General features: G+C 69.5%; 18 protein-coding genes and 1 pseudogene. 7 read left to right on the forward strand and 12 right to left on the reverse strand.

Annotated elements, in window-relative coordinates; genetic code table 11:
* Window positions 1–197: 197 nt before the first annotated feature.
* Window positions 198–1,589: an APC family permease gene (locus tag IG08_RS0114330; protein WP_030600933.1), complete on the reverse strand. Its 1,392-nt coding sequence runs from the start codon at window positions 1,587–1,589 to the stop codon at window positions 198–200.
* A 274-nt stretch (window positions 1,590–1,863) separates the two neighbouring features.
* Here IG08_RS0114330 and IG08_RS0114335 point away from each other — a divergent pair, with 274 nt between their 5' ends.
* Entirely contained in the window at window positions 1,864–2,700 is an 837-nt protein-coding gene (locus tag IG08_RS0114335; RefSeq protein ID WP_030600936.1) for an SCO4651 family lipoprotein, read from the forward strand.
* Window positions 2,701–2,763: 63 nt separating this feature from the next.
* On the opposite strand, the gene mmsA is transcribed toward IG08_RS0114335, so the two are convergent.
* From mmsA to iolC, 5 genes are read right to left on the reverse strand one after another with little or no spacing between them, the layout of a single operon-like run.
* Window positions 2,764–4,266 carry a CoA-acylating methylmalonate-semialdehyde dehydrogenase gene (gene mmsA, locus IG08_RS0114340; protein WP_030600938.1) on the reverse strand — a complete coding sequence of 501 codons (1,503 nt, stop codon included), beginning with the start codon at window positions 4,264–4,266 and terminating at the stop codon, window positions 2,764–2,766.
* Between the two features lie 14 nt (window positions 4,267–4,280).
* Window positions 4,281–6,164: a 3D-(3,5/4)-trihydroxycyclohexane-1,2-dione acylhydrolase (decyclizing) gene (iolD, locus tag IG08_RS0114345; RefSeq protein WP_030600941.1), complete on the reverse strand. Its 1,884-nt coding sequence runs from the start codon at window positions 6,162–6,164 to the stop codon at window positions 4,281–4,283.
* Entirely contained in the window at window positions 6,161–7,000 is an 840-nt protein-coding gene (iolB, locus tag IG08_RS0114350) for a 5-deoxy-glucuronate isomerase (protein WP_030600942.1), read from the reverse strand. Before iolB ends, iolD begins: the two co-directional genes overlap by 4 nt.
* 10 nt (window positions 7,001–7,010) lie before the next feature.
* Window positions 7,011–7,892 (reverse strand): Cgl0159 family (beta/alpha)8-fold protein, encoded by an 882-nt coding sequence (locus tag IG08_RS0114355; protein ID WP_030600945.1) that lies wholly within the window; start codon window positions 7,890–7,892, stop codon window positions 7,011–7,013.
* Window positions 7,889–8,839 carry a 5-dehydro-2-deoxygluconokinase gene (iolC, locus tag IG08_RS0114360; RefSeq protein ID WP_030600948.1) on the reverse strand — a complete coding sequence of 317 codons (951 nt, stop codon included), beginning with the start codon at window positions 8,837–8,839 and terminating at the stop codon, window positions 7,889–7,891. Before iolC ends, IG08_RS0114355 begins: the two co-directional genes overlap by 4 nt.
* A 125-nt stretch (window positions 8,840–8,964) precedes the next feature.
* Here iolC and IG08_RS0114365 point away from each other — a divergent pair, with 125 nt between their 5' ends.
* The 3 genes from IG08_RS0114365 to IG08_RS0114375 all read left to right on the forward strand — a co-directional run bounded on the left by IG08_RS0114365 (window position 8,965) and on the right by IG08_RS0114375 (window position 11,340).
* Complete coding sequence (locus tag IG08_RS0114365; RefSeq protein ID WP_030600954.1) at window positions 8,965–9,882, forward strand: sugar phosphate isomerase/epimerase family protein; 918 nt, start codon at window positions 8,965–8,967, stop codon at window positions 9,880–9,882.
* Between the two features lie 416 nt (window positions 9,883–10,298).
* Window positions 10,299–10,499: a helix-turn-helix transcriptional regulator gene (locus IG08_RS0114370; RefSeq protein ID WP_030600956.1), complete on the forward strand. Its 201-nt coding sequence runs from the start codon at window positions 10,299–10,301 to the stop codon at window positions 10,497–10,499.
* Between the two features lie 274 nt (window positions 10,500–10,773).
* Complete coding sequence (locus tag IG08_RS0114375; RefSeq protein WP_030600958.1) at window positions 10,774–11,340, forward strand: GNAT family N-acetyltransferase; 567 nt, start codon at window positions 10,774–10,776, stop codon at window positions 11,338–11,340.
* On the opposite strand, the gene IG08_RS0114380 is transcribed toward IG08_RS0114375, so the two are convergent.
* On the reverse strand, window positions 11,321–12,364 hold the full coding sequence (locus tag IG08_RS0114380) for a zinc-dependent alcohol dehydrogenase family protein (RefSeq protein WP_030600961.1): 1,044 nt from the start codon (window positions 12,362–12,364) through the stop codon (window positions 11,321–11,323). The two genes, IG08_RS0114375 and IG08_RS0114380, sit on opposite strands and share 20 nt — an antisense overlap.
* Window positions 12,333–14,612: an MMPL family transporter gene (locus IG08_RS0114385; protein ID WP_030600963.1), complete on the reverse strand. Its 2,280-nt coding sequence runs from the start codon at window positions 14,610–14,612 to the stop codon at window positions 12,333–12,335. Before IG08_RS0114385 ends, IG08_RS0114380 begins: the two co-directional genes overlap by 32 nt.
* Window positions 14,613–14,756: 144 nt before the next feature.
* Between IG08_RS0114385 and IG08_RS0114390 the strand changes: the two genes are divergently transcribed.
* Complete coding sequence (locus IG08_RS0114390; protein ID WP_030600965.1) at window positions 14,757–15,419, forward strand: TetR/AcrR family transcriptional regulator; 663 nt, start codon at window positions 14,757–14,759, stop codon at window positions 15,417–15,419.
* A 105-nt stretch (window positions 15,420–15,524) separates the two neighbouring features.
* Here IG08_RS0114390 and IG08_RS57085 read toward each other — a convergent pair.
* Window positions 15,525–16,067 (reverse strand): annotated as a pseudogene (locus IG08_RS57085) (cation:proton antiporter domain-containing protein); the annotation flags it as partial.
* Between the two features lie 613 nt (window positions 16,068–16,680).
* Between IG08_RS57085 and IG08_RS0114400 the strand changes: the two are divergent.
* Together IG08_RS0114400 and IG08_RS0114405 are read left to right on the forward strand one after the other, a co-directional pair.
* Entirely contained in the window at window positions 16,681–16,920 is a 240-nt protein-coding gene (locus tag IG08_RS0114400) for a heavy-metal-associated domain-containing protein (RefSeq protein ID WP_030600969.1), read from the forward strand.
* A 138-nt stretch (window positions 16,921–17,058) separates the two neighbouring features.
* Complete coding sequence (locus IG08_RS0114405; protein ID WP_030600971.1) at window positions 17,059–19,275, forward strand: heavy metal translocating P-type ATPase; 2,217 nt, start codon at window positions 17,059–17,061, stop codon at window positions 19,273–19,275.
* Window positions 19,276–19,892: 617 nt separating this feature from the next.
* On the opposite strand, the gene IG08_RS0114410 is transcribed toward IG08_RS0114405, so the two are convergent.
* From IG08_RS0114410 to IG08_RS0114420, 3 genes are all read right to left on the reverse strand, one after another.
* Window positions 19,893–21,182 (reverse strand): citrate synthase, encoded by a 1,290-nt coding sequence (locus tag IG08_RS0114410; protein ID WP_030600973.1) that lies wholly within the window; start codon window positions 21,180–21,182, stop codon window positions 19,893–19,895.
* Window positions 21,183–21,456: 274 nt separating this feature from the next.
* On the reverse strand, window positions 21,457–23,709 hold the full coding sequence (gene recD2 / locus IG08_RS0114415; RefSeq protein WP_030600975.1) for an SF1B family DNA helicase RecD2: 2,253 nt from the start codon (window positions 23,707–23,709) through the stop codon (window positions 21,457–21,459).
* A 30-nt stretch (window positions 23,710–23,739) separates the two neighbouring features.
* Window positions 23,740–24,105 carry a cupin domain-containing protein gene (locus IG08_RS0114420; RefSeq protein WP_030600977.1) on the reverse strand — a complete coding sequence of 122 codons (366 nt, stop codon included), beginning with the start codon at window positions 24,103–24,105 and terminating at the stop codon, window positions 23,740–23,742.
* Window positions 24,106–24,129: the final 24 nt, after the last annotated feature.

Below are 24,129 nucleotides of genomic sequence, written 5' to 3' on the forward strand. Positions count from 1 at the left end.
GCAGACTCAGGGGTGAAGGGGCGCCCCTCCCGCGGGGGTACGGGGCCGCCTTCGTGTACCGCGTTCGTGGTACGGCGGATGGGAGCTCGGTCCGTTCTGTCGTTCGCCGAGTGCGGGTGCGTTGTGGCTGGTCGCGCCCACGCGGCGGAGCCGCAAATCGATACAGCCCCGCGCCCCTGGGCGCCCCTGCGGGGCGATCAGGGCTGTGCGTCCTCCGGGATCGAGACGAGCCAGCGGGTGTCGCGGCGCGGACGCAGGTACAGGGCCCAGTACAGGGTGGCTGCTGCCGTTATGCCGCCTGTCCACAGCAGGTGACTCGTCTCCTGCTGGCTCAAGATGTACGCCAGGACCGCGATCAGTAGGAGCGGCATTGCCGGCCACAGTGGCATCCGCCAGGCGTGCGTGTGCTTGTGGTGGCCTCGGCGGGACAGTAGGGCGGCTATCGCAACCAAGAGGTACATGCCGGTTACCGAGACTCCGGTGACGCCGTACAAGGCGTCGAGGTTCACGAAGCACAGGGCCGCGCCGGGGACACCTACCGCAAGGGTCGCCACCCAAGGGCTGCCGAAGCGGCCGAGCTTGGAGAAGAGGGTGTTGACGGGGGCGGGCCAGGCCTTGTCGCGGGCCGAGGCGAACAGGACGCGGGAGTTCTGGATGACCATGACGATGCCCGCGTTGATGATCGCGAGGGCCACGCAGAGGCTGACGAAGGTGCCCACGGCCGAGTTCGACCAGGCCGTGACCATGCTGCCGATGTCGCCGCCGGTGAGCTCCGAGAGGTCGGAAGCGCCCAGGGTGATCGCGACGACCGGGACCAGGATGATCACCGACGAGATCGCGAGGGTGGCCAGGACCGTGCGGGCGACGTTGCGGCGCGGGTTCTCCAGTTCCTCGGAGAGGTAGACGGCGGTCGAGAAGCCCTGGGTGACGAAGAGGGCGATCGCCAGGCCCGACACCACCAGCATGGCGGTCACCGTGTCCGTATGGCCGTCCGCGCCTGCCACCTGCATCGAGGCCAGGCTGTCCACGCCTCGCTCGCTGTGCGCGAAGCCCAGCACCGCCACCACGGCCGCCGCGATGACCTCCAGGACCAGGAAGACGCCGGTGATCCAGGCGTTGGCGCGCAGGTCGAGCAGGCCGGCGAGGGTGGCGAGGAGCATGACGCCGGCGCCTGCCATCGAGGGGTTCAGGTGGACGATCGGGGCCAGGTAGTCCGCCGTGCCCATCGCGATGACCGGCGGGACGATCATGACGACCAGGAGGGACAGCACGAAGACCAGCCAGCCCGCGAGGCGGCCGGCCATCGTCGACACCATCGCGTACTCGCCGCCCGCGCTGGGGATGAGGGTGCCCAGCTCCGAGTAGCAGAACGCCACGGCGATACAGAGCAGGGAGCCGATGGCGATCGTCAGGGCGGTCGCGGTGCCGAGCGAGCCGAACAGGTCGGGGACGACCACGAAGAGGGTGGACGCGGGGGTCACGCACGAGAGGGTGAGGAGGGTGCCGCCGACGACCCCGATGGAGCGCTTGAGCTTCGGGGGGTGGGCCGCGGCGGGCTCGACCGCGGTCTTGTGAAGCGTGTCGGTCATACGGCGGTTCCGATCGACTCGTCCAGCAGATTGCGCTGAATGGAACCCCGACGAAAACCAGCGCGTCAATAGACGTTTACCTACGGAATCCGTAGATCAGAAGGGCATTTGACCCCGGATACAGCACTCCGGTCCGGGGATTACGAGAATCCTGCCGATACGAGAACCGCAGCGCGGGCGTCAAAAAAACGTACGGCTGTCCGGAATCCGAACGTGTCAGTGGGTCCCGCTAGAGTCGTCACTCACAACAGAATCACAGCAACGGGTGGGGCACATGAAGCTGAAGTACACCGCGGCCTGGGTGGGGTTCACGGCCGCGGCGATGGTCGCGACGTCCGCGTGCGGCGCGGACAGCGTGAAGCAGGCGGCCGACGCGGTCGACAAGACCGACGCGATCATGGCGGCGCTCACGCGGGCGACCGACCGGACCGAGCAGCTCGGGTCGGCCGAGGTGAAGATGACCACCGACGTGGGCACCGGCACTCCGATCGCCATGGACGGCACGTACTCCTGGGGCGACGGGTACGCCTACGACGTCGAGATGGACACCAAGGCCGCGCAGATGCAGACGTTGACGGACGACCCGTCGATCCGCGTCCTGCTCGTGGACGGCGCCTATTACTACGACGTGGACCCGCAGCCCTCCGGCCCGCTGAAGGGCAAGGAGTGGATGAAGATCGACACGTCGGCCGTCCTGGGCGAATCGGGCGCCCAGGCGCTCAGCGGCAGCTCCGGCAGCCCGTCGGCGTCCATGAAGGGCCTCAAGTACGCCGACGACGTCGAGGACCTCGGCAAGCAGACCCTGAACGGGCAGAGCACGACCCACTACCGGGCCGTGATCGATCAGGCCGGGATGGGCAAGTTCAAGGAGGCCTACGGCGACCAGGACAGCCTCCTGGGCTCGGTCACCGGCGGGGCGACCTCGATCACCATGGACGTGTGGCTCGGCGCCGAGGACCTGCCGGTCCGGATGAAGCAGAAGTTCGGCACCATGACGGTCACCATGGACTTCGAGAAGTTCGGGAAGACGGCCACGGTGAAGGCCCCGCCTGCCGCGCAGACCGGTGACCTCACCGAGGAGATAAAGAAGGTCCAGGAACAGCAGGGCTGAGCCCGGACACGACGGTGCCCCGCCCTCCCCTCACCGGGGACAGCGGGGCATCGTACGACCGACTCAGTGGTTGCGCGGGAAGCCCAGGTCCACGCCCGACGGGCCGTCGGCCGGGTCCGGCCAGCGGGTCGTGACGACCTTGCCGCGGGTGTAGAAGTGCGTGCCGTCGTTGCCGTAGATGTGGTGGTCGCCGAAGAGCGAGTCCTTCCAGCCACCGAAGCTGTGGTAGCCGACAGGGACCGGGATCGGGACGTTCACGCCGACCATGCCGGCCTCGACCTCCAGCTGGAAGCGGCGGGCGGCGCCGCCGTCCCGGGTGAAGATCGCGGTGCCGTTGCCGAACGGCGAGGCGTTGATGAGGGCGATGCCCTCGTCGTAGCTGTCGACGCGCAGCACGGTCAGCACCGGGCCGAAGATCTCGTCCTGGTACGCCTTCGCCGTGGTCGGCACCTTGTCGAGGAGCGAGATGCCGATCCAGTGGCCGTCCTCGAAGCCCTCGACCGTGAAGCCGGAGCCGTCCAGGACGACCTCGCAGCCCTCGGCCGCGGCGCCGGTGACGTAGGACGCCACCTTGTCGCGGTGGACCTTCGTGATGAGCGGGCCCATCTCGGAGGCCGGGTCGTTGCCGGGGCCGATCTTGATCTTCTCGGCGCGCTCGCGGATCTTCTCGACCAGCTCGTCGCCGATCGCACCGACGGCCACGACCGCGGAGATCGCCATGCAGCGCTCGCCCGCCGAGCCGTACGCGGCCGAGACCGCGGCGTCCGCCGCCGCGTCCAGGTCGGCGTCCGGCAGGACCAGCATGTGGTTCTTCGCGCCGCCCAGGGCCTGGACCCGCTTGTGGTTCGCGGAGGCCGTGGTGTGGATGTAGCGGGCGATCGGGGTCGAGCCGACGAAGGAGACGGCCTTGACGTCCGGGTGCTCCAGGAGGCGGTCGACGGCCACCTTGTCACCGTGGACGACGTTGAAGACGCCGTCGGGCAGACCCGCCTCGGCGAGCAGCTCGGCGATCTTCAGGGAGGCCGACGGGTCCTTCTCGGACGGCTTCAGCACGAAGGTGTTGCCGGTCGCGATGGCGATCGGGAACATCCACATCGGGACCATCGCCGGGAAGTTGAACGGCGTGATGCCGGCGACGACACCGAGCGGCTGGCGGATGGACGAGACGTCCACGCGGCTGGCGACCTCGGTCGACAGCTCACCCTTCAGCTGCACGGTGATCCCGCACGCCAGGTCCACGATCTCCAGGCCGCGCGCGACCTCGCCCAGCGCGTCGCTGTGCACCTTGCCGTGCTCGGCGGTGATCAGCTCGGCGATCGCGTCCCGGTTCGCCTCGAGCAGCGCCCGGAAGCGGAACAGGATCGTGGTGCGCTTGGCGAGCGAGGAGGTGCCCCAGGTCTGGAACGCGTCCTTGGCGGCGGCGACCGCGGAGTCCACCTCGTCGACCGACGCGAACGCGACCTTCGTGGTGACCGCGCCGGTCGCCGGGTCGGTGACCGGCCCGTAGTTGCCCGACGCGCCTTCGACGGTCTTGCCGCCGATCCAGTGGTTGACGATCTTCGTCATGACCGAGTACTCCTTCACAGATGGCGGCGTCGGGTAGAGACGTGCCGTTCGTACAGCTCACGTGCCTTCACCGCGGACGGTCGGGTCGCGGTTTCGGCCACAGGTACATCCCACCAGGCCTGCGCGGGCGGCGGGCCCGACACAGTGTCGGCCGTTTCGGTCTCGACGTAGACACATGTGGGGATGTCGGCGGCACGGGCCTCGGCGAGCGCGGCCCGCAGATCCCGTACGGTCTTCGCCCGCAGCACGCGCATGCCCAGGCTGGCCGCGTTCGCGGCGAGGTCCACGGGCAGCGGCGCCCCCGTGTACGTGCCGTCGTCGGACTGGTAACGGTAGGCGGTGCCGAACCGCTCGCCGCCGACCGACTCGGACAGGCCGCCGATGGAGGCGTAGCCGTGGTTCTGCACGAGGAGCATCTTGATCGCGACGCCCTCCTGCACGGCCGTGACGATCTCCGTCGGCATCATCAGGTAGGTGCCGTCGCCGACCAGCGCCCAGACGTTGCGCTCGGGGGCGGCCATCTTCACGCCGATCGCGGCCGGGATCTCGTAGCCCATGCAGGAGTAGCCGTACTCCAGGTGGTACTGGTCCCGGGAGCGCGCCCGCCACAGCTTGTGCAGGTCGCCGGGGAGGGAGCCGGCCGCGTTGATGATCACGTCCGACTCGTCGACGAGGGCGTCGAGGGCGCCGAGCACCTGCGACTGCGTGGGGCGTACGTCGATCTCGTCGGCCTCGTAGCACGCGTCGACGCGCTGTTCCCAGCGCTCCTTGTCGAGCGTGTACTCGCTGACGTACGAGTCCGGGACCCGGTGCTCGTGCATGCCCAGGGACTGGGTCAGCTCCGTCAGGCCGCTGCGGGCATCCGCGACGAGCGGCATCCCGGCGAGCTTGTGGCCGTCGTACGGGGCGATGTTGAGGTTGAGGAAGCGGACGTTCTCGCCGGTGAAGAGGGTGCCGGAGGCCGTCGTGAAGTCGGTGTACCGGGTACCCACACCGATCACCAGGTCCGCCAGGCGGGCGAGTTCGTCCGCGGTGGCGGTGCCGGTGTGGCCGACGCCGCCGACGTCCTGGGGGTGGTCGTAGCGCAGGGAGCCCTTGCCGGCCTGGGTGGAGGCGACCGGGATGCCGGTGGCCGCGGCGAACTCGGCGAGGGCCTCCTCGGCACGGCTGTGGTGGACACCGCCGCCCGCGACGATCAGGGGGCGCTCGGCCGCCCTGATCGCGTTGACCGCCTCGGCGAGTTCGGTCGGGTCGGCGCCCGGGCGTCGTACGACCCAGGTGCGCTCGGCGAAGAACTCGTCGGGCCAGTCGTACGCCTCGGCCTGCACGTCCTGCGGGAGGGCCAGGGTTACGGCGCCCGTCTCCACCGGGTCCGTCAGGACGCGCATGGCCTGCAGGGCCGCCGGGATCAGCGCCTCCGGACGCGTGACACGGTCGAAGTACCTCGACACCGGGCGCAGACAGTCGTTGACGCTGATGTCTCCCGCGTACGGCAATTCGAGCTGCTGGAGGACCGGGTCGGCGACGCGGGTGGCGAAGGTGTCGCCGGGGAGGAGGAGGACCGGGAGGTGGTTGATCGTGGCGAGCGCGGCGCCGGTGACCAGGTTGGTCGCGCCCGGGCCGATCGAGGTAGTCACGGCGTGCGTGGACAGGCGGTTGGACTGGCGTGCGTAGCCGACGGCCGCGTGGACCATGGACTGCTCGTTGCGGCCCTGGTGGTACGGCATGTCGTCGGCGTACTCGATCAGTGCCTGGCCGAGCCCGGCGACGTTGCCGTGGCCGAAGATGCCCCAGGTGGCGCCGATCAGCCGCTGCCGTACGCCGTCGCGCTCCGTGTACTGGGCGGACAGGAAGCGTACGAGTGCCTGTGCGACCGTGAGCCTCGTCGTTGAGGTCATCGGTAACCCCCTGTGCTTTCTACGTGGGCCGGGTGGAAGCAGATCCGCCACTCCCGGGTCTCGCCCGGGCCCGCCATGACGTTCAGGTAGTACATGTCGTGGCCGGGCTGGGCGATCGACGGGCCGTGCCATCCGTCGGGGACGAGGACGGCGTCGCCGGAGCGGACCTCGGCGAGGACGTCCGATCCGCCCTCACGGGAGGGAGATACGCGCTGATAGCCGAAACCGTTCGGGCCGTCGATCTCGAAGTAGTAGATCTCCTCCAGCTCCGCTTCCTCGCCGGGCCGGTTCTCGTCGTGCTTGTGCGGCGGGTACGAGGACCAGTTGCCGCCGGGGGTGATGACCTCGACGGCGATGAGCTTGTCGCAGTCGAAGGCGTCGGCCGAGGCGAAGTTGCGGACGTGGCGCAGGCGGTTGCCGCTGCCACGCTCCTCCATGGGAACCTCCGGCGCGGGGCCGTAGCGGGCGGGGAGTCGTCGCTCGCACTTCGCTCCTGCCAGGGCGAAGCGGCCTCCCGCGCCGGAGGCGATCGTTGCCTGGGCGTCCCGGGGTACGTACGCGAAGTCGGTGACTCCGGCGAACACGCTTTCCCGGCCCAGGAGTTGGAACTCTTCGGCACTTTCTTCCGTGCCTATTTGTACGGTACATCCGCCTTGCAGCGGGAGCACGATCCACTCACTGTCACCGGCGGTGAAGGTGTGGGTGCCGCCCGGCTCCAGCTCCACGATCCGCAGGGCACTGTGGCCCCAGCCGGCCAGCTTGGGGTCGATGTCGACGGCGTACTGACCGTTGGCGGTGGCGCCCTTGGGGACGTACAGCTCGTTGTTCTGCGTCATGCGGCGGCCCTCACAGCAGTCCTACGGCGGTGTCCACGGCGGCGGCCACATCGCCGTCCGCCGGATACAGCAGCGAACGGCCGACCACCAGGCCCTGCACGGTGGGCAGTTGAAGGGCGCCCCGCCACTTCTCGTACGCACCGTCCTGGTCGTCCCCGACCTCGCCGCCGAGGAGGACGGCGGGCAGCGTGGAGGTCTGCATGACCTCGGCCATGTCGTCGGGGTTGTCGGTGACCGGCACCTTCAGCCAGGTGTACGCCGAACTCCCGCCGAGTCCGGACGCGATGGCGATGGACTTGGTGACGGCCTCGGCGGACAGGTCGTTCCTGACCTTGCCCTCGGTGGTGCGGCTGCTGATGAACGGCTCGACGAACACCGGGAGTTGCCGTGCGGCCATGTCGTCGATGGCGCGGGCCGTGGACTCCATCGTGGTGAGGGAGCCCGGGTCGTCGTAGTCGATACGGAGGAGCAGCTTGCCGGCGTCGAAGCCGAGGCGCTGGATGTCCTCGGGGCGGTGGCCGGTGAAGCGGTCGTCGAGTTCGAAGCTGGCGCCCTGGAGGCCGCCGCGGTTCATCGAGCCCATGACGACCTTGCCGTCGAGGGCGCCGAGGAGGAGCAGGTCGTCCAGGATGTCGGCGGTGGCGAGAACGCCGTCGACGCCGGGGCGGGACAGGGCCAGGCAGAGGCGTTCCAGCAGATCCGCGCGGTTGGCCATGGCGAACTTGCGGTCGCCGACGCCGAGGGCGCCACGGGCCGGGTGGTCGGCGGCGACGATCATCAGGCGGCCGTCGTCGTTGAGCAGAGGCCTGCGGACGCGGCGGGCGGCGGCCTCCGCGACGGCCTCGGGACGCTGGGTGCGCAGGCGGACGAGTTCGGAGACGTCGACGGTCACAGGACGGCTCCCGCGGTGAGCGCTGCTTGCACTTCGTCGGGTGTGGGCATGGCGGACGAGCACTCCAGTCGGGAGGCGACGATGGCACCGGCCGCGTTGGCGTGCCGCATGATCTTCTCCAGGTCCCAGCCCTCGAGCAGGCCGTGACAGAGGGAGCCGCCGAAGGCGTCACCGGCGCCGAGGCCGTTGAGGACGTTGACGGGGAGGGGCGGGACCTCGGCGGACTCGCCCTTGTTGTTGACGGCGAGGACTCCCTTGGGGCCCTGCTTCACCACGGCGATCTCGACGCCGGCGTCGAGGAGGGCCTGGGCGGCTTTTCGGGGCTCTCGTACGCCCGTCGCCACCTCCACCTCGTCGAGGTTGCCGACCGCGACGGTGGTGTGGCGGAGGGCTTCTTGGTAGAAGGGGCGGGCTGCGGCCGGGTCCTGCCAGAACATCGGGCGCCAGTCGAGGTCGAACACCGTCGTGCCGGACTTGGCCCGGTGGGCGAGGGCCGCGAGCGTCGCCGTACGACTGGGCTCCTCGCTCAGGCCGGTGCCGGTGACCCAGAAGATGCCGGCCTCGTGGATGGCGTCCAGGTCGAGCTCGTGGGCGTCGATCTCCAGGTCGGGGGCCTTGGGCTGCCGGTAGAAGTAGAGCGGGAAGTCGTCCGGCGGGAAGACCTCGCAGAAGGTGACCGGGGTCGGCAGGCCGGGGACCGGGGTGACCCAGCGGTCGTCCACGCCGAAGCCCCGCAGGGCCTCGTGGAGGTACCTGCCGAAGGGGTCGTCGCCGGTACGGGTGATCACCGCGGTGCGCCGTCCCAGGCGGGCCGCGGCCACCGCGACGTTCGTCGCCGAGCCGCCGAGGAACTTGCCGAAGGTCTCCACCTGCGGCAGGGGGACGCCCGTCTGCAGCGGATAGAGGTCCACTCCGATCCGCCCCATGGTGATCAGGTCGTACGCCATCGAGTTCCCTTCGTAACGGCTCTCCACGGCTTTCTAGTCCTGCACACCGAGCCCTGTCAATGTTTTGTCCAGACATTCGGACCAGCCCTTGACAGCGCTTACCGCTCGCGCGGAAGCTGACCGGCATGACGTCGTTGTCACCTCAACCCTCACTGTCCCGCATCCGGATCGGGTCGGCTCCCGACTCATGGGGTGTGTGGTTCCCCGACGACCCTCAGCAGGTCCCCTGGCAGCGCTTCCTCGACGAGGTCGCCGGCTCCGGGTACGAGTGGATCGAGCTGGGTCCGTACGGGTATCTGCCGACCGATCCCGCGGTCCTCTCCGAGGAGGTGAACCGGCGGGGTCTGAAGGTGTCCGCCGGCACCGTCTTCACCGGCCTGCACCATGGCGAGGCCGTCTGGGAGAAGACCTGGGCGCATGTCGCGGACAACGCGGTGCTGGCGCAGGCGATGGGGGCTTCTCACCTGGTCGTGATTCCGTCGTTCTGGCGGGACGACAAGACCGGGGAGGTACTGGAGCCGGACACGCTGACGCCCGAGCAGTGGCGGAACCTCAGCTCGCTGACCGAGCGGCTCGGGGAGCGGGTGCGGGAGGAGTACGGGCTGCAGATCGTCGTGCATCCGCATGCCGACACGCACATCGACAGCGAGGAGAACGTGGTCCGGTTCCTCGACGGGACGGATTCCTCGCTCGTGTCGCTGTGTCTGGACACCGGGCACTACGCGTACTGCGGTGGCGACAGCGTGAAGCTGATCGAGACGTACGGTTCGCGGATCGGGTATCTGCACCTCAAGCAGGTGGATCCCGAGATCCTTGCCGATGTGAAGGCCAAGGGGACGCCGTTCGGGCCGGCCGTGGCGCAGGGCGTGATGTGCGAGCCGCCGGCCGGTGTGCCCGCGCTGGGGCCTGTGCTGGAGGCTGCGCAGAAGCTGGATGTGGATCTGTTCGCGATCGTCGAGCAGGACATGTATCCGTGTGAGCCCGACAAGCCGTTGCCCATTGCTCAGCGGACTCGGGCGTTCTTGAGGTCCTGCGGGGCGTAGCCCTCCGGGGGTGGGGCCGGGCGCCTATGGGGGTGCCGGGTTCTGTGGGTGTGCGACTGCGGGTGGCTCGTGGCTGGTCGCGCCCACGCGGCGGAGCCGCATATCGACGCAGCCCCGCGCCCCTGAGGGCGTTGCAGCATGGGTGCGCCTTCGGGGACGCCTCCGATGCCGTCTGTCAACGCGCCGCGCCCTTGCGCCCGCGTGCGCCTTTGCGTCACCTCTGTCACAAACGCCCCCTTCGTGTCACACATGTCACGTGTACGCGGGTCTCGCGTCACACCCGGTGCACAAGCCCTGACCTGCGCTCACTCCGTGTCGTTCACCGGGCGCAGGCTTTGTGATCGCCAGCGCAGCGCCCGGTACCCCCGACGGCCGTTCCCGGCCGCCGCCGCGGTGCGCGCGAGGAGGTGCACCACATGACCGACCGAAGGCTCTGGTCGTACAAGGAGATCGCGGCGCACATCCGTGTGCAGCCGGACACCGTGCGGTCGTACCGCAAGCACGGGCTGCTGCCGCCGCCCGACCATGTGGAGGGCGGCAAGCCCTTCTGGTTCGCGGACACCGTCCGCGCGTGGGTCGCGTCCCGGCCGGGCAACCGCGGCCGAAGAGAGGACTGACCTCCGTAGAAGGTGATCTCGGGTGCCTGCGCTTGTGTGCGGGCACCCTCTTCTCCGGCGTCAGTGGATCGGGCGGCCCGGGGCCGGGTGTGAGTGTGGGCGGTCGTGGGTGGCGGCCGCGACCGACTTGCCGCCGTCGACGCGCAGGGTGACGCCGGTGATCCGAGACCTGCGAGAAGCTGCGCAGCATCGCCCACCATCTGGTGCCGGTGGCGGGGTCGGGGGCGGCGAAAATCCCGGGCCGGGCGGAGGCGGTGTCTGACACAGTCGCCCCATGAGCGACTTCTCCGTCAAACCCGTTCTCACCGGCGAGAAGAGCGTGCTGCGGCCGTTCGCGGAAGCCGATGCCGACGTGATCTGGGAGATCATCCAGGATCCGGAGGCTCTACGGTTCACCGGCGAGCCCACCACCGAACTCACCTTGGACCGGGTCCGTTCCTGGTACGGCTCCCGCGCCGAGCAGCCCGACCGCCTCGACCTCGCCGTCACCGACCGCGCCACCGGCGAACTCGTCGGCGAGGTCGTCCTCTACGAGTGGGATCCGGCCGCCCGCAGCTGCACCTTCCGCACGCTGATCGGCCCGCGCGGTCGTGGCCGGGGCCTCGGGACGGAGGCGACCCGGCTCATCGTCGGCCATGGCTTCGAGCAACTCGGGCTTCACCGGATCCAGTTGGAGGCCTACGCGTACAACCACCGCGCCCTGCGGGTGTACGAGAAGGTCGGGTTCGTGGTGGAGGGGATCCGGCGAGAGGTCGAGTTCAGGGACGGCGAGTGGGTCGACGAGATACTCATGGCGCTCCTCGACCATCAGTGGGCGACCCTCAGCTCCACGGCTCGATGACCGTCACCCCCGCCCCAGGCGCCGTCCCCATCGCGGCCAGCGCGGCGGGCGTCGCGTCCAGGCCGATCGTGTTGGTCACCAGCAGATCCGGCCGCAGTACGCCCGCCCGGACCAGCTCCAGCATCGGCGGGTAGGTGTGCGCGGCCATGCCGTGGCTGCCGAGGATCTCCAGCTCCAGGCCGATCGCGCGGGCCATGGGGACCGGTGTCGTGCCGTCCGGTGAGGGCAGCAGGCCGACCTGGATGTGACGGCCGCGGCGGCGCAGGGAGTTGACCGAGGCCGCGCAGGTGACCGGCGAGCCGAGGGCGTCCAGGGACAGTTGGGCGCCGCCGCCGGTCAGATCACGGATCGTCTCCGCCGCGTCCCCGACCCTCGACGCGTCCACGCACTCCGCCGCCCCGAACTTCCGCGCCAGGTCCAGGGCGTGCGGGGACACGTCCACCGCGACCACCCTCGCCCCCGACGCCGCCGCGATCATCACCGCGGACAGGCCCACCCCGCCGCAGCCGTGCACCGCGACCCACTCCCCCGCCGCGACCCGGCCCTGCTGCACCACCGCCCGGAACGCCGTGGCGAACCGGCAGCCCAGCGCTGCCGCTGTGGCGTAGGAAAGGTCGTCCGGGATCGACACCAGGTTCACGTCGGCGTGGTCCAGCGCGACGAACTGGGCGAACGAGCCCCAGTGGGTGAAGCCGGGCTGTGTCTGGCGTTCGCAGATCTGGTGGTCGCCTGCCGCGCAGGTTCCGCAGGTGCCGCAGGCGCATACGAAGGGGACGGTGACTCTGTCGCCGGGGCGCCAGTTCTTCACTCCGGCGCCGACCTCCTCGACGACGCCGGCGAGTTCGTGCCCCGGCACGTGGGGGAGCGTGATGTCGGGGTCGTGGCCCTGCCAGCCGTGCCAGTCGCTTCGGCAGAGGCCGGTGGCTTCTACGCGTACGACGACTCCGTGGGAGGCCGGTTGGGGGGTGGGCAGCTCACGTACCTCGGCCGGCTCACCGTATTGCTCGAACACCACTGCCCGCATGTGCGCTCCCATCGCCGTTTTCGTCTGCGGGTCCATCGTGGCTGGTCGCGCCCCGCGGCGGAGCCGCCTGTCGATTCAGCCCCGCGCCCCTGGGTGGGTTCTCTCCTCCCTCGCTGACACCGAACCGCTCGTGGAACCTCCGCAACGGTCCCGGCGCCCACCACGTGGCCCTGCCCGTGAGGCGCATGATCGCCGGAACCAGGAGGCTGCGGACCACCATCGCGTCCATCAGCACCGCCAGCGCGATGCCGAGCCCCAGCATCTTGGTGTTGGTCACGCGGGACGTGCCGATCGCGATCATCACCACCGCGAGGATCACCGCGGCCGCTGTGATGAGTCCGCCCGTGCGCTGCACCCCGTGCCGCACCGCCTCGTCGTGGTCGCCCGTCCTGTCGTACTCCTCCTTGATGCGGGACAGCAGGAACACGCCGTAGTCCATCGACAGTCCGAAGGCCACGCAGAACATCAGGACCGGGAGGGTCGTCTCGATGGAGCCGGGGCTGGTGAAGCCGAGCAGGCCGGAGAGGTGGCCGTCCTGGAAGACCCAGACCACCGCGCCGAACATCGCCGTCAGGCTGAGTGCGTTGAGCAGGACCGCCTGGATCGGTATCAGCACGCTGCCCGTCAGCAGGAAGACCAGGAGCAGGGTGACGATCGCGATGAAGGCCGCCGCCCAGGGCAGTTGCTCGCCTATCGCGTCCTTGGAGTCGACGAGGACGGCGGCCGTGCCGGTCACCTTGGTGTCGAACGGGGCTTTCGTGGCCCGCAGCTCGCCCACCAGGCGCTGGGCGCTGTCGTCCACCGCCTCACCCTTGGGCTGCACCGTGAAGTACGCCGAGTCGCCCTTCACCAGTGGCCCGTCGACCCGCAGCACATCGGGCAGTGCGGCGATCCGCTCCTTGTAGGTGGCGTACTGCGTCTCGGTCGCCCGGCCCTCGGCGAGCACGTCGAGGCCGCCGCCGGGGTTGCCCGGGAAGCCGTCCCGGATGTGCTGCTGCACGACGTGGGACTCGGCCGACGAGGGCAGCTGACGGTCGTCCGCGGTGCCGAACTTCACGCCCAGGAAGGGCAGTCCGAGGAGGACCAGGACGGCCGTGGTGCCGAGGGCGAAGAAGGGGGCGCGGCGCATGACGAGGGTGGCCGTGCGGGCCCAGCCGGTGCCCTCGGAGGGCGCCGGCCGACCGCTCCGCCTGAACAGCCGTCGTAGATCCAGCGAGTTGACCCGATGGCCCAGCAGCACCAGTGCCGCCGGCAGCAGGATCAGCGCGGCCGCCGCCGCGAGCAGGACCACGGCGATCCCGGCGTAGGCGAAGGACCTCAGGAAGTACTGCGGGAAGAGCAGCATCGCCGCCAGGGACACCGCGACCGTGAGGGCCGAGAAGAGGACCGTGCGCCCGGCCGTGCGCAGGGTGGTGCCGACCGCCGTCAACGGGTCGGCGCCGGTGGAGAGTTCCTCGCGGAAGCGGCGGACGATGAACAACGCGTAGTCGATGGCCAGGCCGAGACCCAGGGCCGTAGTGAGGTTCATGGCGAAGACGGAGACGTCGGTGAACTCGGTCAGGCCGCGCAGCACCGCGTTCGTGCCGAGGATCGCGACGATGCCGATGCCGAGCGGCAGCAGGGCCGCGATCGCGCTGCCGAAGACCATCACCAGGAGCAGGAGGGTGATCGGCAGGGCGATCATCTCGGCCCGGGTCAGGTCCTCCTTGATGATCGTCTGCATCTCGTGCCGCACCGCGACCAAGCCGCCGATCTCGACCTCCACCGGCCCGTGCCGGCCCCGGAGGGAGGGCGCGATGCGGTCGAGGGTCTCGCCCATCTCCGTCTCGTCGCCCGTGAGGCGGGCGGCTATCAGTGCCTCGTGGCCGTCCTTCGCGCGCAGGGCGGGCGACTTGGAGCCCCAGTAGGAGCCGACGCCCGTCACCCCCTTCTCCGCTGACAGGCTCGCGGTGATGCGGGCGGCCTGCGCAGCCACTGCCGGGTCGTCCACGGAGGCGCCGCCCGCGTCGACGAGCAGCAGGAGATTGGGCTGGGAGTCGGGGAACTCGCGCTCCAGCGCCTTGGTCGCATACGTCGACTCGGCGCCCGGGTCCTCCCAGCCGCCGGCGCCCAGCCGGTCGGCGACCCCGCTGCCGGCCAGCACGGCGAGGACGGTGAGAACCAAGGCGGCCAGCAGTGACAGCCGAGGCCGCGCGGTCACGAACCTGGTCCATCCCCCGACGCGCGGCGGCTTGTTGACTTCGGTCATCGTGCGGTGTCCCCTTCACCGGGCAGCATGGATCTGCCATCGCCTTGCCATAGACTGAAAAACACGAGACATCGCTCGCGTTTCTCCAGAATGCGAGCGACCACTCGTGTTTGTCAACACCGTTCGGAGACCTGGGGATAACGCGTGCCCGAGAACGCACAGAAGGAACAGCCGCGCCGCCGTCAGGCCCGCGGCGAGCGTCGTGTCGCCCAGCTGCTGGAGGCCGCCGCCTCCGTCTTCTGCACCACGGGCTACACCGCCGCCAGCACCAACGCCATCGCCCGTGAGGCGGGCGTCTCGCCGGGCACGCTCTACCAGTTCTTCCCGAACAAGGAAGCGATCGCGATCGAGCTGGGCGAGCGGCTCGTGCACGAGATGCGGGAGGCCTACGGCGAGGCGCTCGCCCCGGTCGATCCCGCGACCCCGCTGGAGCAGGCCGTCGGTGCCGCAGTCGATCGGTTCATCGCCTTCAACTGCGACCATCCGGTGTTCTTCGCGCTGATGCACGGCCCCGACGTCCCGGGGCGGCTCACCGAGGAGCACGACGCCCTGCACGCGACGCTCATCGGCCGGGTCGAAGCCCTGCTCTCCTCGTTCCTGCCCGACGCGCCGTCCGCCGACATCACCCGCACCGCGCAGATGGCCCTCGGCATCTACATGGCGGGCCTGGAACTGGTCCTCGCCCGCGAGGGCGCCGAACGCGACGCATACGTCCAGGAGATCAAGAACGCCCTGATCCGCTACCTCGACCCGCTCGTCGGCGACCGGCTCGGCAGACCGGGTCTCACCAGGACTCCACCCCGCTGACCGGCTCCTCCACCACCCTCCGCTCGCCCCGCACCGCAGTCCCGCCAGCGGGAACAGCAGCACCGACAGCATCCCGGCGCCCACCAGGGCGGCGGTGTCGTCCGTCTTCAGGACCTTGTCCTCGACGCCGATCGTGATCGCCACCACCAACGGCAGCGCGGTGGACGCGAAGAGGGTGAGCGCGCGCCGGTCGCGTCGTACGAGGTCGCGCGGGGCGAGGACGTCCACCGGAAGGCCCCGGACCAGCAGGAACAGCACGAGGAAGACGGGCAGGAGCAGCAGTGCCCGGCCGCCGGACAGCAGGGCGTCCAGGTCGAACTCGATGCCGGTGACGACGAAGAACACCGGCACCAGGAAGCCGAAGCCCATCGCCTCGACCTTCTCCAGGACCGGGTCCGCGCTCTCCGGCGCCGACCCGTGCAGCACCAGCCGCGTGATCAGCCCCGCGGCGAAGGCACCGAGCAGGGTGTCGAGGCCGAGGACCTGGGAGATGCCGAGCATCACGGCCAGCATCAGCACGACGAGTCGTACGGCGAACTGGCCGCTGCTGTGCAGGGTCCGGGCGATCACCCGGGAGAACCACGGCGGGCGCGGCCGCATCGCCCACCACACCGCTACCGCCGTCAGCAGCCCGAACGCGGCGAGCACACCGTCGACTCCCCCGCCGAACGCCCGCTCAGGGCCATGGCGATGACCGGCCCGAACTCCCCCACCGCGCCGACCGCCATCATCACCGAGCCGAAGCGGGAGCGAAGGTCCCCGGCGTCGCGCAGGACAGGCAGGACCGTGCCGAGGGCGGTGCTGCGTCGGCAGCCGCGGCTACATGGGATCCGCGCCGGGTTCGCGCTCGGCGTGACGGTCGGCTTCGGCTTCGCGGCCCTGGAGAGCGCCGCCCGAACGGGCGCTTCTCCTTCGCCGGGCCGGTGATCGGCACGTTCGGCATCTCCCTCCCGCACGCGCTGTGGGACTCGACGCACGGCATCGCGCTCCGGCTGGCGGCGCGCCTGGCCGGAACGAACCTGGACCGGCAGTTGTTCTCGCCCAGAGGTACCTCCTTCAGGCGACCGGCCGACAGCAAAACCACTCCACGCCGTTCTCCCTCGGGCTCATGGTGCTCGTGTCGCTGTTCGGCGTCACATGGGCACGGTCGCCGGTCCGGCGCGACCCCTCTTGGAGAAATACCCCCTAGGGGTATACTCTGAGAAGTGTGGACCCCATCGTGGGTCCCCTCAGCCCCACATGCCTCCACGAGGAGAACGACATGAGCGCCCAGACCGACACCCAGGGTTCCGTCACCGCCGTCTACAAGGTGAGCGGGATGAGCTGTGGACACTGTGAGGGCTCCGTGTCCGGTGAGATCTCCGAGATCGCCGGTGTCAGCTCGGTGAAGGCGGTCGCCTCGACGGGTGAGGTCACCGTCGTGTCCGAGGTCGCGCTCGACGAGGCGGCGGTGCGGGCCGCTGTGGACGAGGCCGGGTTCGAGCTCGTCGGCCGCGTCTGAGGAACGCGACGGGAAGTGCCACGATGGGCCGTCTTGCGTGTGCGGCTCCGTCGTGGCTTGTCGCGCCCACGCGGCGGAGCCGCATCATCGGCACTGCCCCGCGCCCCTGACGGCGTTGCAGTTTCTGGAGTTTGGAACATGGCCAGCACTACCGCCCCGATAGCGTCCGCCTCCGAAGTCGAGCTGGTCATCGGTGGAATGACCTGTGCCTCGTGTGCGGCTCGGGTCGAGAAGAAGCTCAACCGGATGGACGGGGTCACCGCCACGGTGAACTACGCCACCGAGAAGGCGAAGGTCACCTACGCCGAGGGCGTCCACGTCGCCGATCTGATCTCGACCGTGGTGAAGACCGGGTACACGGCCGAGGAGCCCCAGCCTCCGAAGGAAGAGACCCCCGTCCAGGACCCGGAGCTCGCCGCCCTCCGTCAGCGGCTCGTCGTCTCCGCCCTGCTCGCCGTCCCGGTGATCCTGCTCTCCATGGTCCCGGCTTTCCAGTTCGACAACTGGCAGTGGCTGGCGCTCACCCTCGCCGCGCCCGTGGTCGTCTGGGGCGGGCTGCCCTTCCACCGGGCCGCCTTCACCAATCTCCGGCACGGCGCCGCCACCATGGACACCCTGGTCTCGCTCGGCACGCTGGCCGCGTTCGGCTGGTCGCTGTGGGCGCTGTTCTTCGGTGACGCGGGCATGCCGGGCATGAAGGACCGCTTCGAGTTCACCGTCTCGCGGATGGACGGGGCCTCGACCATCTACCTCGAAGTGGCGTCCGGGGTCGTCGCGTTCATCCTCCTGGGCCGCTATCTGGAGGCCCGGGCCAAGCGGCGCGCGGGGTCGGCGCTCAGGGCGCTGATGGAGCTGGGCGCGAAGGACGTGTCCGTGCTGCGGGACGGGCGTGAAGTGCGGATCCCGGTGGCGCGGCTGGCCGTCGGGGACCGGTTCGTCGTACGGCCCGGGGAGAAGATCGCGACCGACGGCGCCGTCGTCGAGGGCGCCTCCGCGGTGGACGTGTCCATGCTGACCGGCGAGTCGGTGCCGGTGGACGTGACCGTCGGCGACGCCGTCACCGGCGCCACCGTCAACGCCGGCGGCCGGCTCGTCGTAGAGGCCACCCGGGTCGGCGCCGACACGCAGCTCGCGCGGATGGCGAGGCTGGTGGAGGAGGCGCAGAACGGCAAGGCGGAGGTGCAGCGGCTGGCCGACCGGATCTCCGCGGTGTTCGTGCCGGTCGTCATCGTCATCGCGGTCGCCACGTTCGGCGGCTGGCTCGGCGCGACCGGCGACACCGTCGCCGCGTTCACCGCGGCCGTCGCCGTCCTGATCATCGCCTGCCCGTGCGCGCTGGGCCTGGCCACGCCGACCGCGCTGATGGTCGGCACCGGGCGCGGCGCCCAACTCGGCATCCTCATCAAGGGTCCCGAGGTGCTGGAGTCCACGCGCCGCGTCGACACCGTCGTCCTCGACAAGACCGGCACCGTCACCACCGGCCGGATGACCCTCCAGAAGGTGTACGTCGCCGAAGGCGCCGACGAGCGACAGGTACTGCGGCTCGCGGGCGCCCTGGAGCACGCCTCCGAGCACCCCGTCGCCCGGGCGGTCGCGACGGGCGCCGAGGAGCGGGTCGGACCACTGCCGGGGGCCGAGCGGTTCGAGAACGTGCCCGGGCGGGGCGTACGCGGGCGGGTGGAGGGCCACGAGGTGGCCGTAGGACGGCTCTTCGACGAGCTGCCCGGGGAACTGGCCCGCGCCAAGGACGAGGCCGAACAGGACGGTCGTACGGCCGTCGTGGTCGGCTGGGACGGAGTGGCACGCGGTGTCCTCGCCGTCGCGGACGCGGTCAAGGAGACCAGCGCCGAGGCGGTGCGCGCGCTGCGGGCGCTGGGGCTCACGCCGGTGCTGCTGACCGGGGACAACCGGGCGGTGGCCGAGGCGGTGGCCCGTCAGGTGGGCATCGACCAGGTGGTCGCCGAGGTGCTGCCCGAGGACAAGGTCGATGTCGTACGGCGGCTGCAGGGCGAGGGGCGGACGGTCGCCATGGTCGGCGACGGGGTCAACGACGCCGCCGCGCTCGCCGCCGCCGACCTGGGCCTGGCGATGGGCACCGGGACCGACGCGGCGATCGAGGCGGGCGATCTGACGCTGGTGCGCGGGGATCTGCGGGTGGCCGCGGACGCGATCCGGCTGTCGCGCAGGACGCTGTCCACGATCAAGGGGAACCTCGTATGGGCGTTCGGATACAACGTGGCCGCGCTGCCGCTGGCCGCCGCGGGACTGCTGAACCCGATGATCGCGGGGGCCGCGATGGCCTTCTCGTCGGTGTTCGTGGTGACGAACAGCCTCCGATTGCGGACGTTCCGCTGAAGTCAGCAGAGGTTACCCGCGGTTAGGGGAAGTCGAGGCCAGAGCACCTCTGGAGTCCGGCGCCGCACTCACATAAGCTCTTCACAAGACTCGCGCATCGTCCTTACGCTTGGGTCTCGTTCGCGGTATCCGGGCTCTTGCGTACCTAACGGACATATGCAAGAGACGCAGATCACAGTGATGTGAACGTAACCATCGAAGGGGTTCGAAGGTCTAAGTTGACGATGTCAGGAAGCGTCTTGGGGGGCGCTGACTGGCATCTGAGGATGTCTTGGGGGACTTCCTCAGAGATGCGTTGCCGGGGCACGCACTTCGGGAAGCTTTGAGCGGCCCTCTCGAGCGTGCGCTGTCCCGGCAGATCGCACACAAGGAGTAGTACGGCGAGTTTTGCTCGTTCTGCTCAAACAGCGGCACAGAAAGACAGACAGCGATTCAGGCGCTGTCTTCTCAAGACGCCCGGCCGGATCCCGTGGGGGGAATCCGCACCGGGACATGGGAAGGCGCCCTGTACGCCGGCCCGTGGGGGGACCGGCGGCAGGGCGCCTTCCGCGTTTTCTTGCCGCTCAGTTCGCTTCCAGGGCGCGCCCCCATCGAGAGCGCGCCCGGCGACTACGAGCTCAGCGCTCCTCGACGGGAACGAAATCGCGCTCCACGACACCCGTGTAGATCTGGCGCGGGCGGCCGATGCGGGAGCCCGGCTCCTTGATCATTTCGTGCCACTGGGCGATCCAGCCCGGGAGCCGGCCGAGGGCGAAGAGGACCGTGAACATCTCGGTCGGGAAGCCCATGGCGCGGTAGATCAGGCCGGTGTAGAAGTCGACGTTCGGGTAGAGGTTGCGCTGGACGAAGTAGTCGTCCGAGAGCGCGTGCTCCTCCAGCTTGAGCGCGATGTCCAGCAGCTCGTCGGACTTGCCGAGGGCCGAGAGGACGTCGTGCGCCGCCGCCTTGATGATCTTCGCGCGCGGGTCGAAGGACTTGTACACCCGGTGGCCGAAGCCCATCAGGCGGACGCCGTCCTCCTTGTTCTTCACCTTGCGGATGAAGGAGTCGACATCGCCGCCGTTGGCCTGGATGCCCTCGAGCATCTCCAGGACCGACTGGTTGGCGCCGCCGTGCAGCGGGCCCCACAGGGCGTTGATGCCGGCCGAGATCGACGCGAACATGTTCGCCTGCGAGGAGCCGACCAGACGGACCGTGGACGTCGAACAGTTCTGCTCGTGGTCCGCGTGCAGGATCAGCAGCTTGTCCAGCGCGGAGACGACGACCGGATCGAGGTCGTACTCCTGCGCGGGGACCGAGAAGGTCATGCGCAGGAAGTTCTCGACGTAACCGAGGTCGTTGCGCGGGTAGACGAACGGGTGGCCGATCGACTTCTTGTAGGCATAGGCCGCGATCGTCGGAAGCTTGGCGAGCAGCCGGATCGTCGAGAGGTCGCGCTGCTTCTCGTCGAAGGGGTTGTGGCTGTCCTGGTAGAACGTCGACAGGGCGCTCACGACCGACGACAGCATGGCCATCGGGTGGGCGTCGCGCGGGAAACCGCGGTAGAAGTTCTTGACGTCCTCGTGCAGCAGGGTGTGCTGGGTGATCTCGTTCTTGAACGTGGAGAGCTCGTCGACGGTCGGCAGCTCGCCGTTGATCAGCAGGTAGGCGACCTCCAGGAAGGTGGAGCGCTCGGCCAGCTGCTCGATCGGGTAGCCGCGGTAGCGGAGGATGCCCGATTCGCCGTCGAGGTAGGTGACCGCGGATTTATACGCGGCGGTGTTGCCGTATCCGCTGTCCAGCGTCACCAGACCGGTCTGGGCGCGGAGCTTGCCGATGTCGAAGCCCTTGTCGCCGACGGTGCTGTCGATCACCGGGTAGGTGTACTCGCCGTCGCCGTACCGCAGTACTACAGAGTTGTCGCTCACGTCTTCCCTCACCGACGTTGTGCCTCATCTTCGAGGTTGCCCTGACTGTCTCTACCATCCCCCATTCGGCGCAGAAGAGTGCACTGGGGGTCGACCATTGGGCTTATCGGCGGCACTGAGTGCCGCCAACTTGCTCATCCTGCCCCCTGTCTTCCCCATCTGGAAGGGCTCTGTGACCTTCACGACTCATTTGATCGATCATTTTTCGTGATGCCTCACGATTGACCCACGACTGGCCCACCACTGGCCCCCGACCGCTTCACGATCCGCGAGCTCACGATCCCGAGAGCCTGAAGTCCAGGGCCGTACAGCGCCGTCCCGCCGACACCGTGCGCACCGCCTGGCCGATCGCCTTGCGTGAACCGACGAGGACGACCAGCTTCTTGGCCCGGGTGACCGCCGTGTACAACAGGTTCCGCTGCAGCATCATCCAGGCGCTGGTGGTGACCGGGATCACCACGGCCGGATATTCACTTCCCTGTGAACGGTGGATGGTCACCGCGTACGCGTGGGCCAGTTCGTCCAGTTCGTCGAATTCGTACGGAACCTCCTCGTCCTCGTCCGTCAGCACCGTGAGGCGCTGGTCGACCGGGTCGAGCGAGGTGACCACGCCCACCGTGCCGTTGAAGACACCGTTGGTGCCCTTCTCGTAATTGTTGCGAATCTGGGTGACCTTGTCGCCGACCCGGAAGACCCGGCCGCCGAACCGCTTCTCGGCGAGGTCGGGGCGCCCTGGGGTGATGGCCTGCTGGAGCAGGCCGTTGAGGTTGCCGGCGCCGGCGGGCCCTCGGTGCATGGGCGCGAGCACCTGGACGTCCCGGCGCGGGTCGAGCCCGAACTTGGCCGGAATCCGACGGGCCGCCACGTCCACCGTGAGCCTGCCGACCTCCTCGGTGTCGTCCTCGACGAAGAGAAAGAAGTCCTTCATGCCGTCGGTGACCGGGTGTTGGCCCGAGTTGATCCGGTGCGCGTTCGTCACGACTCCCGACTGCTGGGCCTGGCGGAACACGCGCGTGAGGCGCACGGCGGGGATGGGACTGTCGTCGGCGAGGAGGTCCCGCAGGACCTCGCCGGCGCCGACGCTGGGGAGCTGGTCGACGTCCCCGACGAAGAGCAGATGGCCACCCGGCGGGACCGCCTTCACCAGCTTGTTGGCGAGCAGCAGGTCGAGCATGGACGCCTCGTCGACCACCACCAGGTCGGCGTCCAGCGGGCGGTCCTTGTCGTAGGCCGCGTCGCCGCCGGGCTTCAGTTCCAGGAGACGGTGGACGGTGGAGGCGTCGGCTCCGGTGAGTTCGGCGAGGCGCTTGGCAGCGCGGCCGGTGGGGGCGGCGAGGACGACCTTGGCCTTCTTGGCGCGGGCCAGCTCCACGATCGAGCGAACGGTGAAGGACTTGCCGCAGCCGGGGCCGCCGGTGAGGACGGCGACCTTCTTGGTCAGCGCGAGCCGGACGGCTTGTTCCTGTTCGGGAGCGAGGTCGGTTCCGGTACGGGACTTCAGCCAGCCCAGCGCCTTGTCCCAGGCCACGTCCCGGAAGCCGGGCATCCGGTCCTGGTCGGTGCGCAGGAGGCGCAACAGCTGGGCGGAGAGGGCGAGTTCGGCCCGGTGGAAGGGGACGAGGTAGACGGCGGTGACGGGCTCCGAGCCGTCCGGCCCGGGCACCTTCTCCCGTACGACACCGGGGTCGCCGGAGTCCTCGTCCGGCAGGGCCAGCTCGGCCAGGCACTCGATGACCAGGCCCGTGTCGACCTGCAGCAGCTTCACCGCGTCGGCGATCAGCTGTTCCTCGGGGAGGTAGCAGTTGCCCTGGTCGGTGGCCTGCGAAAGGGCGTACTGCAGGCCCGCCTTGACGCGCTCCGGGCTGTCGTGCGGGATGCCGACGGACTGGGCGATCTTGTCGGCGGTGAGGAAGCCGATGCCCCAGACGTCGGCGGCCAGGCGGTACGGCTGGTTCTTCACGACCGAGATCGAGGCGTCGCCGTACTTCTTGTAGATGCGGACCGCGATCGACGTCGACACCTCGACGGTCTGGAGGAAGAGCATGACCTCCTTGATCGCCTTCTGCTCCTCCCAGGCGTCGGCGATCTTCTTGGTGCGCTTGGGACCGAGGCCGGGGACCTCGATCAGCCGCTTCGGCTCCTCCTCGATGATCTGCAGGGTGTCCAGGCCGAAGTGCTGGGTGATGCGGTCGGCGAAGACGGGGCCGATGCCCTTGACGAGCCCCGATCCGAGGTAGCGGCGGATGCCCTGGACGGTGGCCGGCAGGACGGTCGTGTAGTTCTCGACGGTGAACTGCTTGCCGTACTGGGGATGCGACCCCCAACGGCCCTCCATCCGCAGGGACTCACCGACCTGGGCGCCGAGCAGCGCGCCGACGACGGTGAGGAGGTCGCCGCCGCCCCGGCCGGTGTCGACGCGGGCGACCGTGTAGCCGTTCTCCTCGTTGGCGTACGTGATCCGCTCCAGGACACCGTCGAGCACGGCCAGTCGCCGTTCGCCCGTGGAGTTCCCCGCCTGATTGGACATGATCCGACGGTACCGCCCGGCACCGACAGCTCAGCCGGCCTGTGAGATCACGTGGTCGATGACCCGCTGGAAGTCCTCGGTCGGGGAGAACTCGACGAACTCGCAGTCCTCCAGGGCCAGGGGGACGTGGCCGGGTCCCCAGTAGTAGGCCTGCCCCTCCTCGTAGACCTCCTCACCCTCGGGCGTGAGCATCCTCAGGCGGCCCTTCAGCAAGTAGCCCCAGTGCGGGCACTGGCAGGCGTCGCCGGGAAGGCCCTTGAGCGCGGGTCCCATGTCCGTGCCCTGCGGCAGACGCACGTAACCGACCGACATCCCGCCCCCGATCGGCTTGATACGCAGCTCCACTCCGCCGCCTTCGAGTGCGACGGGTACGTCGTTCCGAGTCGCCGACGTCATGGCTCCTCCGCTCCGGTCCGTCAG

Origin of the sequence: Streptomyces fulvoviolaceus (genome assembly GCF_000718165.1) — a bacterium.
GTDB lineage: Bacteria > Actinomycetota > Actinomycetes > Streptomycetales > Streptomycetaceae > Streptomyces > Streptomyces fulvoviolaceus.

Coding starts and splice junctions, on each gene's coding strand:
- IG08_RS0114380 (WP_030600961.1), bottom strand. CDS start 12,364: ATGCGGGCAGTGGTGTTCGAGCAATACGGTGAGCCGGCCGAGGTACGT.
- IG08_RS0114335 (WP_030600936.1), top strand. CDS start 1,864: ATGAAGCTGAAGTACACCGCGGCCTGGGTGGGGTTCACGGCCGCGGCG.
- IG08_RS0114400 (WP_030600969.1), top strand. CDS start 16,681: ATGAGCGCCCAGACCGACACCCAGGGTTCCGTCACCGCCGTCTACAAG.
- iolD (WP_030600941.1), bottom strand. CDS start 6,164: ATGACCTCAACGACGAGGCTCACGGTCGCACAGGCACTCGTACGCTTC.
- IG08_RS0114330 (WP_030600933.1), bottom strand. CDS start 1,589: ATGACCGACACGCTTCACAAGACCGCGGTCGAGCCCGCCGCGGCCCAC.
- recD2 (WP_030600975.1), bottom strand. CDS start 23,709: ATGTCCAATCAGGCGGGGAACTCCACGGGCGAACGGCGACTGGCCGTG.
- IG08_RS0114365 (WP_030600954.1), top strand. CDS start 8,965: ATGACGTCGTTGTCACCTCAACCCTCACTGTCCCGCATCCGGATCGGG.
- IG08_RS0114370 (WP_030600956.1), top strand. CDS start 10,299: ATGACCGACCGAAGGCTCTGGTCGTACAAGGAGATCGCGGCGCACATC.
- iolC (WP_030600948.1), bottom strand. CDS start 8,839: ATGGCGTACGACCTGATCACCATGGGGCGGATCGGAGTGGACCTCTAT.
- mmsA (WP_030600938.1), bottom strand. CDS start 4,266: ATGACGAAGATCGTCAACCACTGGATCGGCGGCAAGACCGTCGAAGGC.
- IG08_RS0114375 (WP_030600958.1), top strand. CDS start 10,774: ATGAGCGACTTCTCCGTCAAACCCGTTCTCACCGGCGAGAAGAGCGTG.
- iolB (WP_030600942.1), bottom strand. CDS start 7,000: ATGACGCAGAACAACGAGCTGTACGTCCCCAAGGGCGCCACCGCCAAC.
- IG08_RS0114420 (WP_030600977.1), bottom strand. CDS start 24,105: ATGACGTCGGCGACTCGGAACGACGTACCCGTCGCACTCGAAGGCGGC.
- IG08_RS0114385 (WP_030600963.1), bottom strand. CDS start 14,612: ATGACCGAAGTCAACAAGCCGCCGCGCGTCGGGGGATGGACCAGGTTC.
- IG08_RS0114405 (WP_030600971.1), top strand. CDS start 17,059: ATGGCCAGCACTACCGCCCCGATAGCGTCCGCCTCCGAAGTCGAGCTG.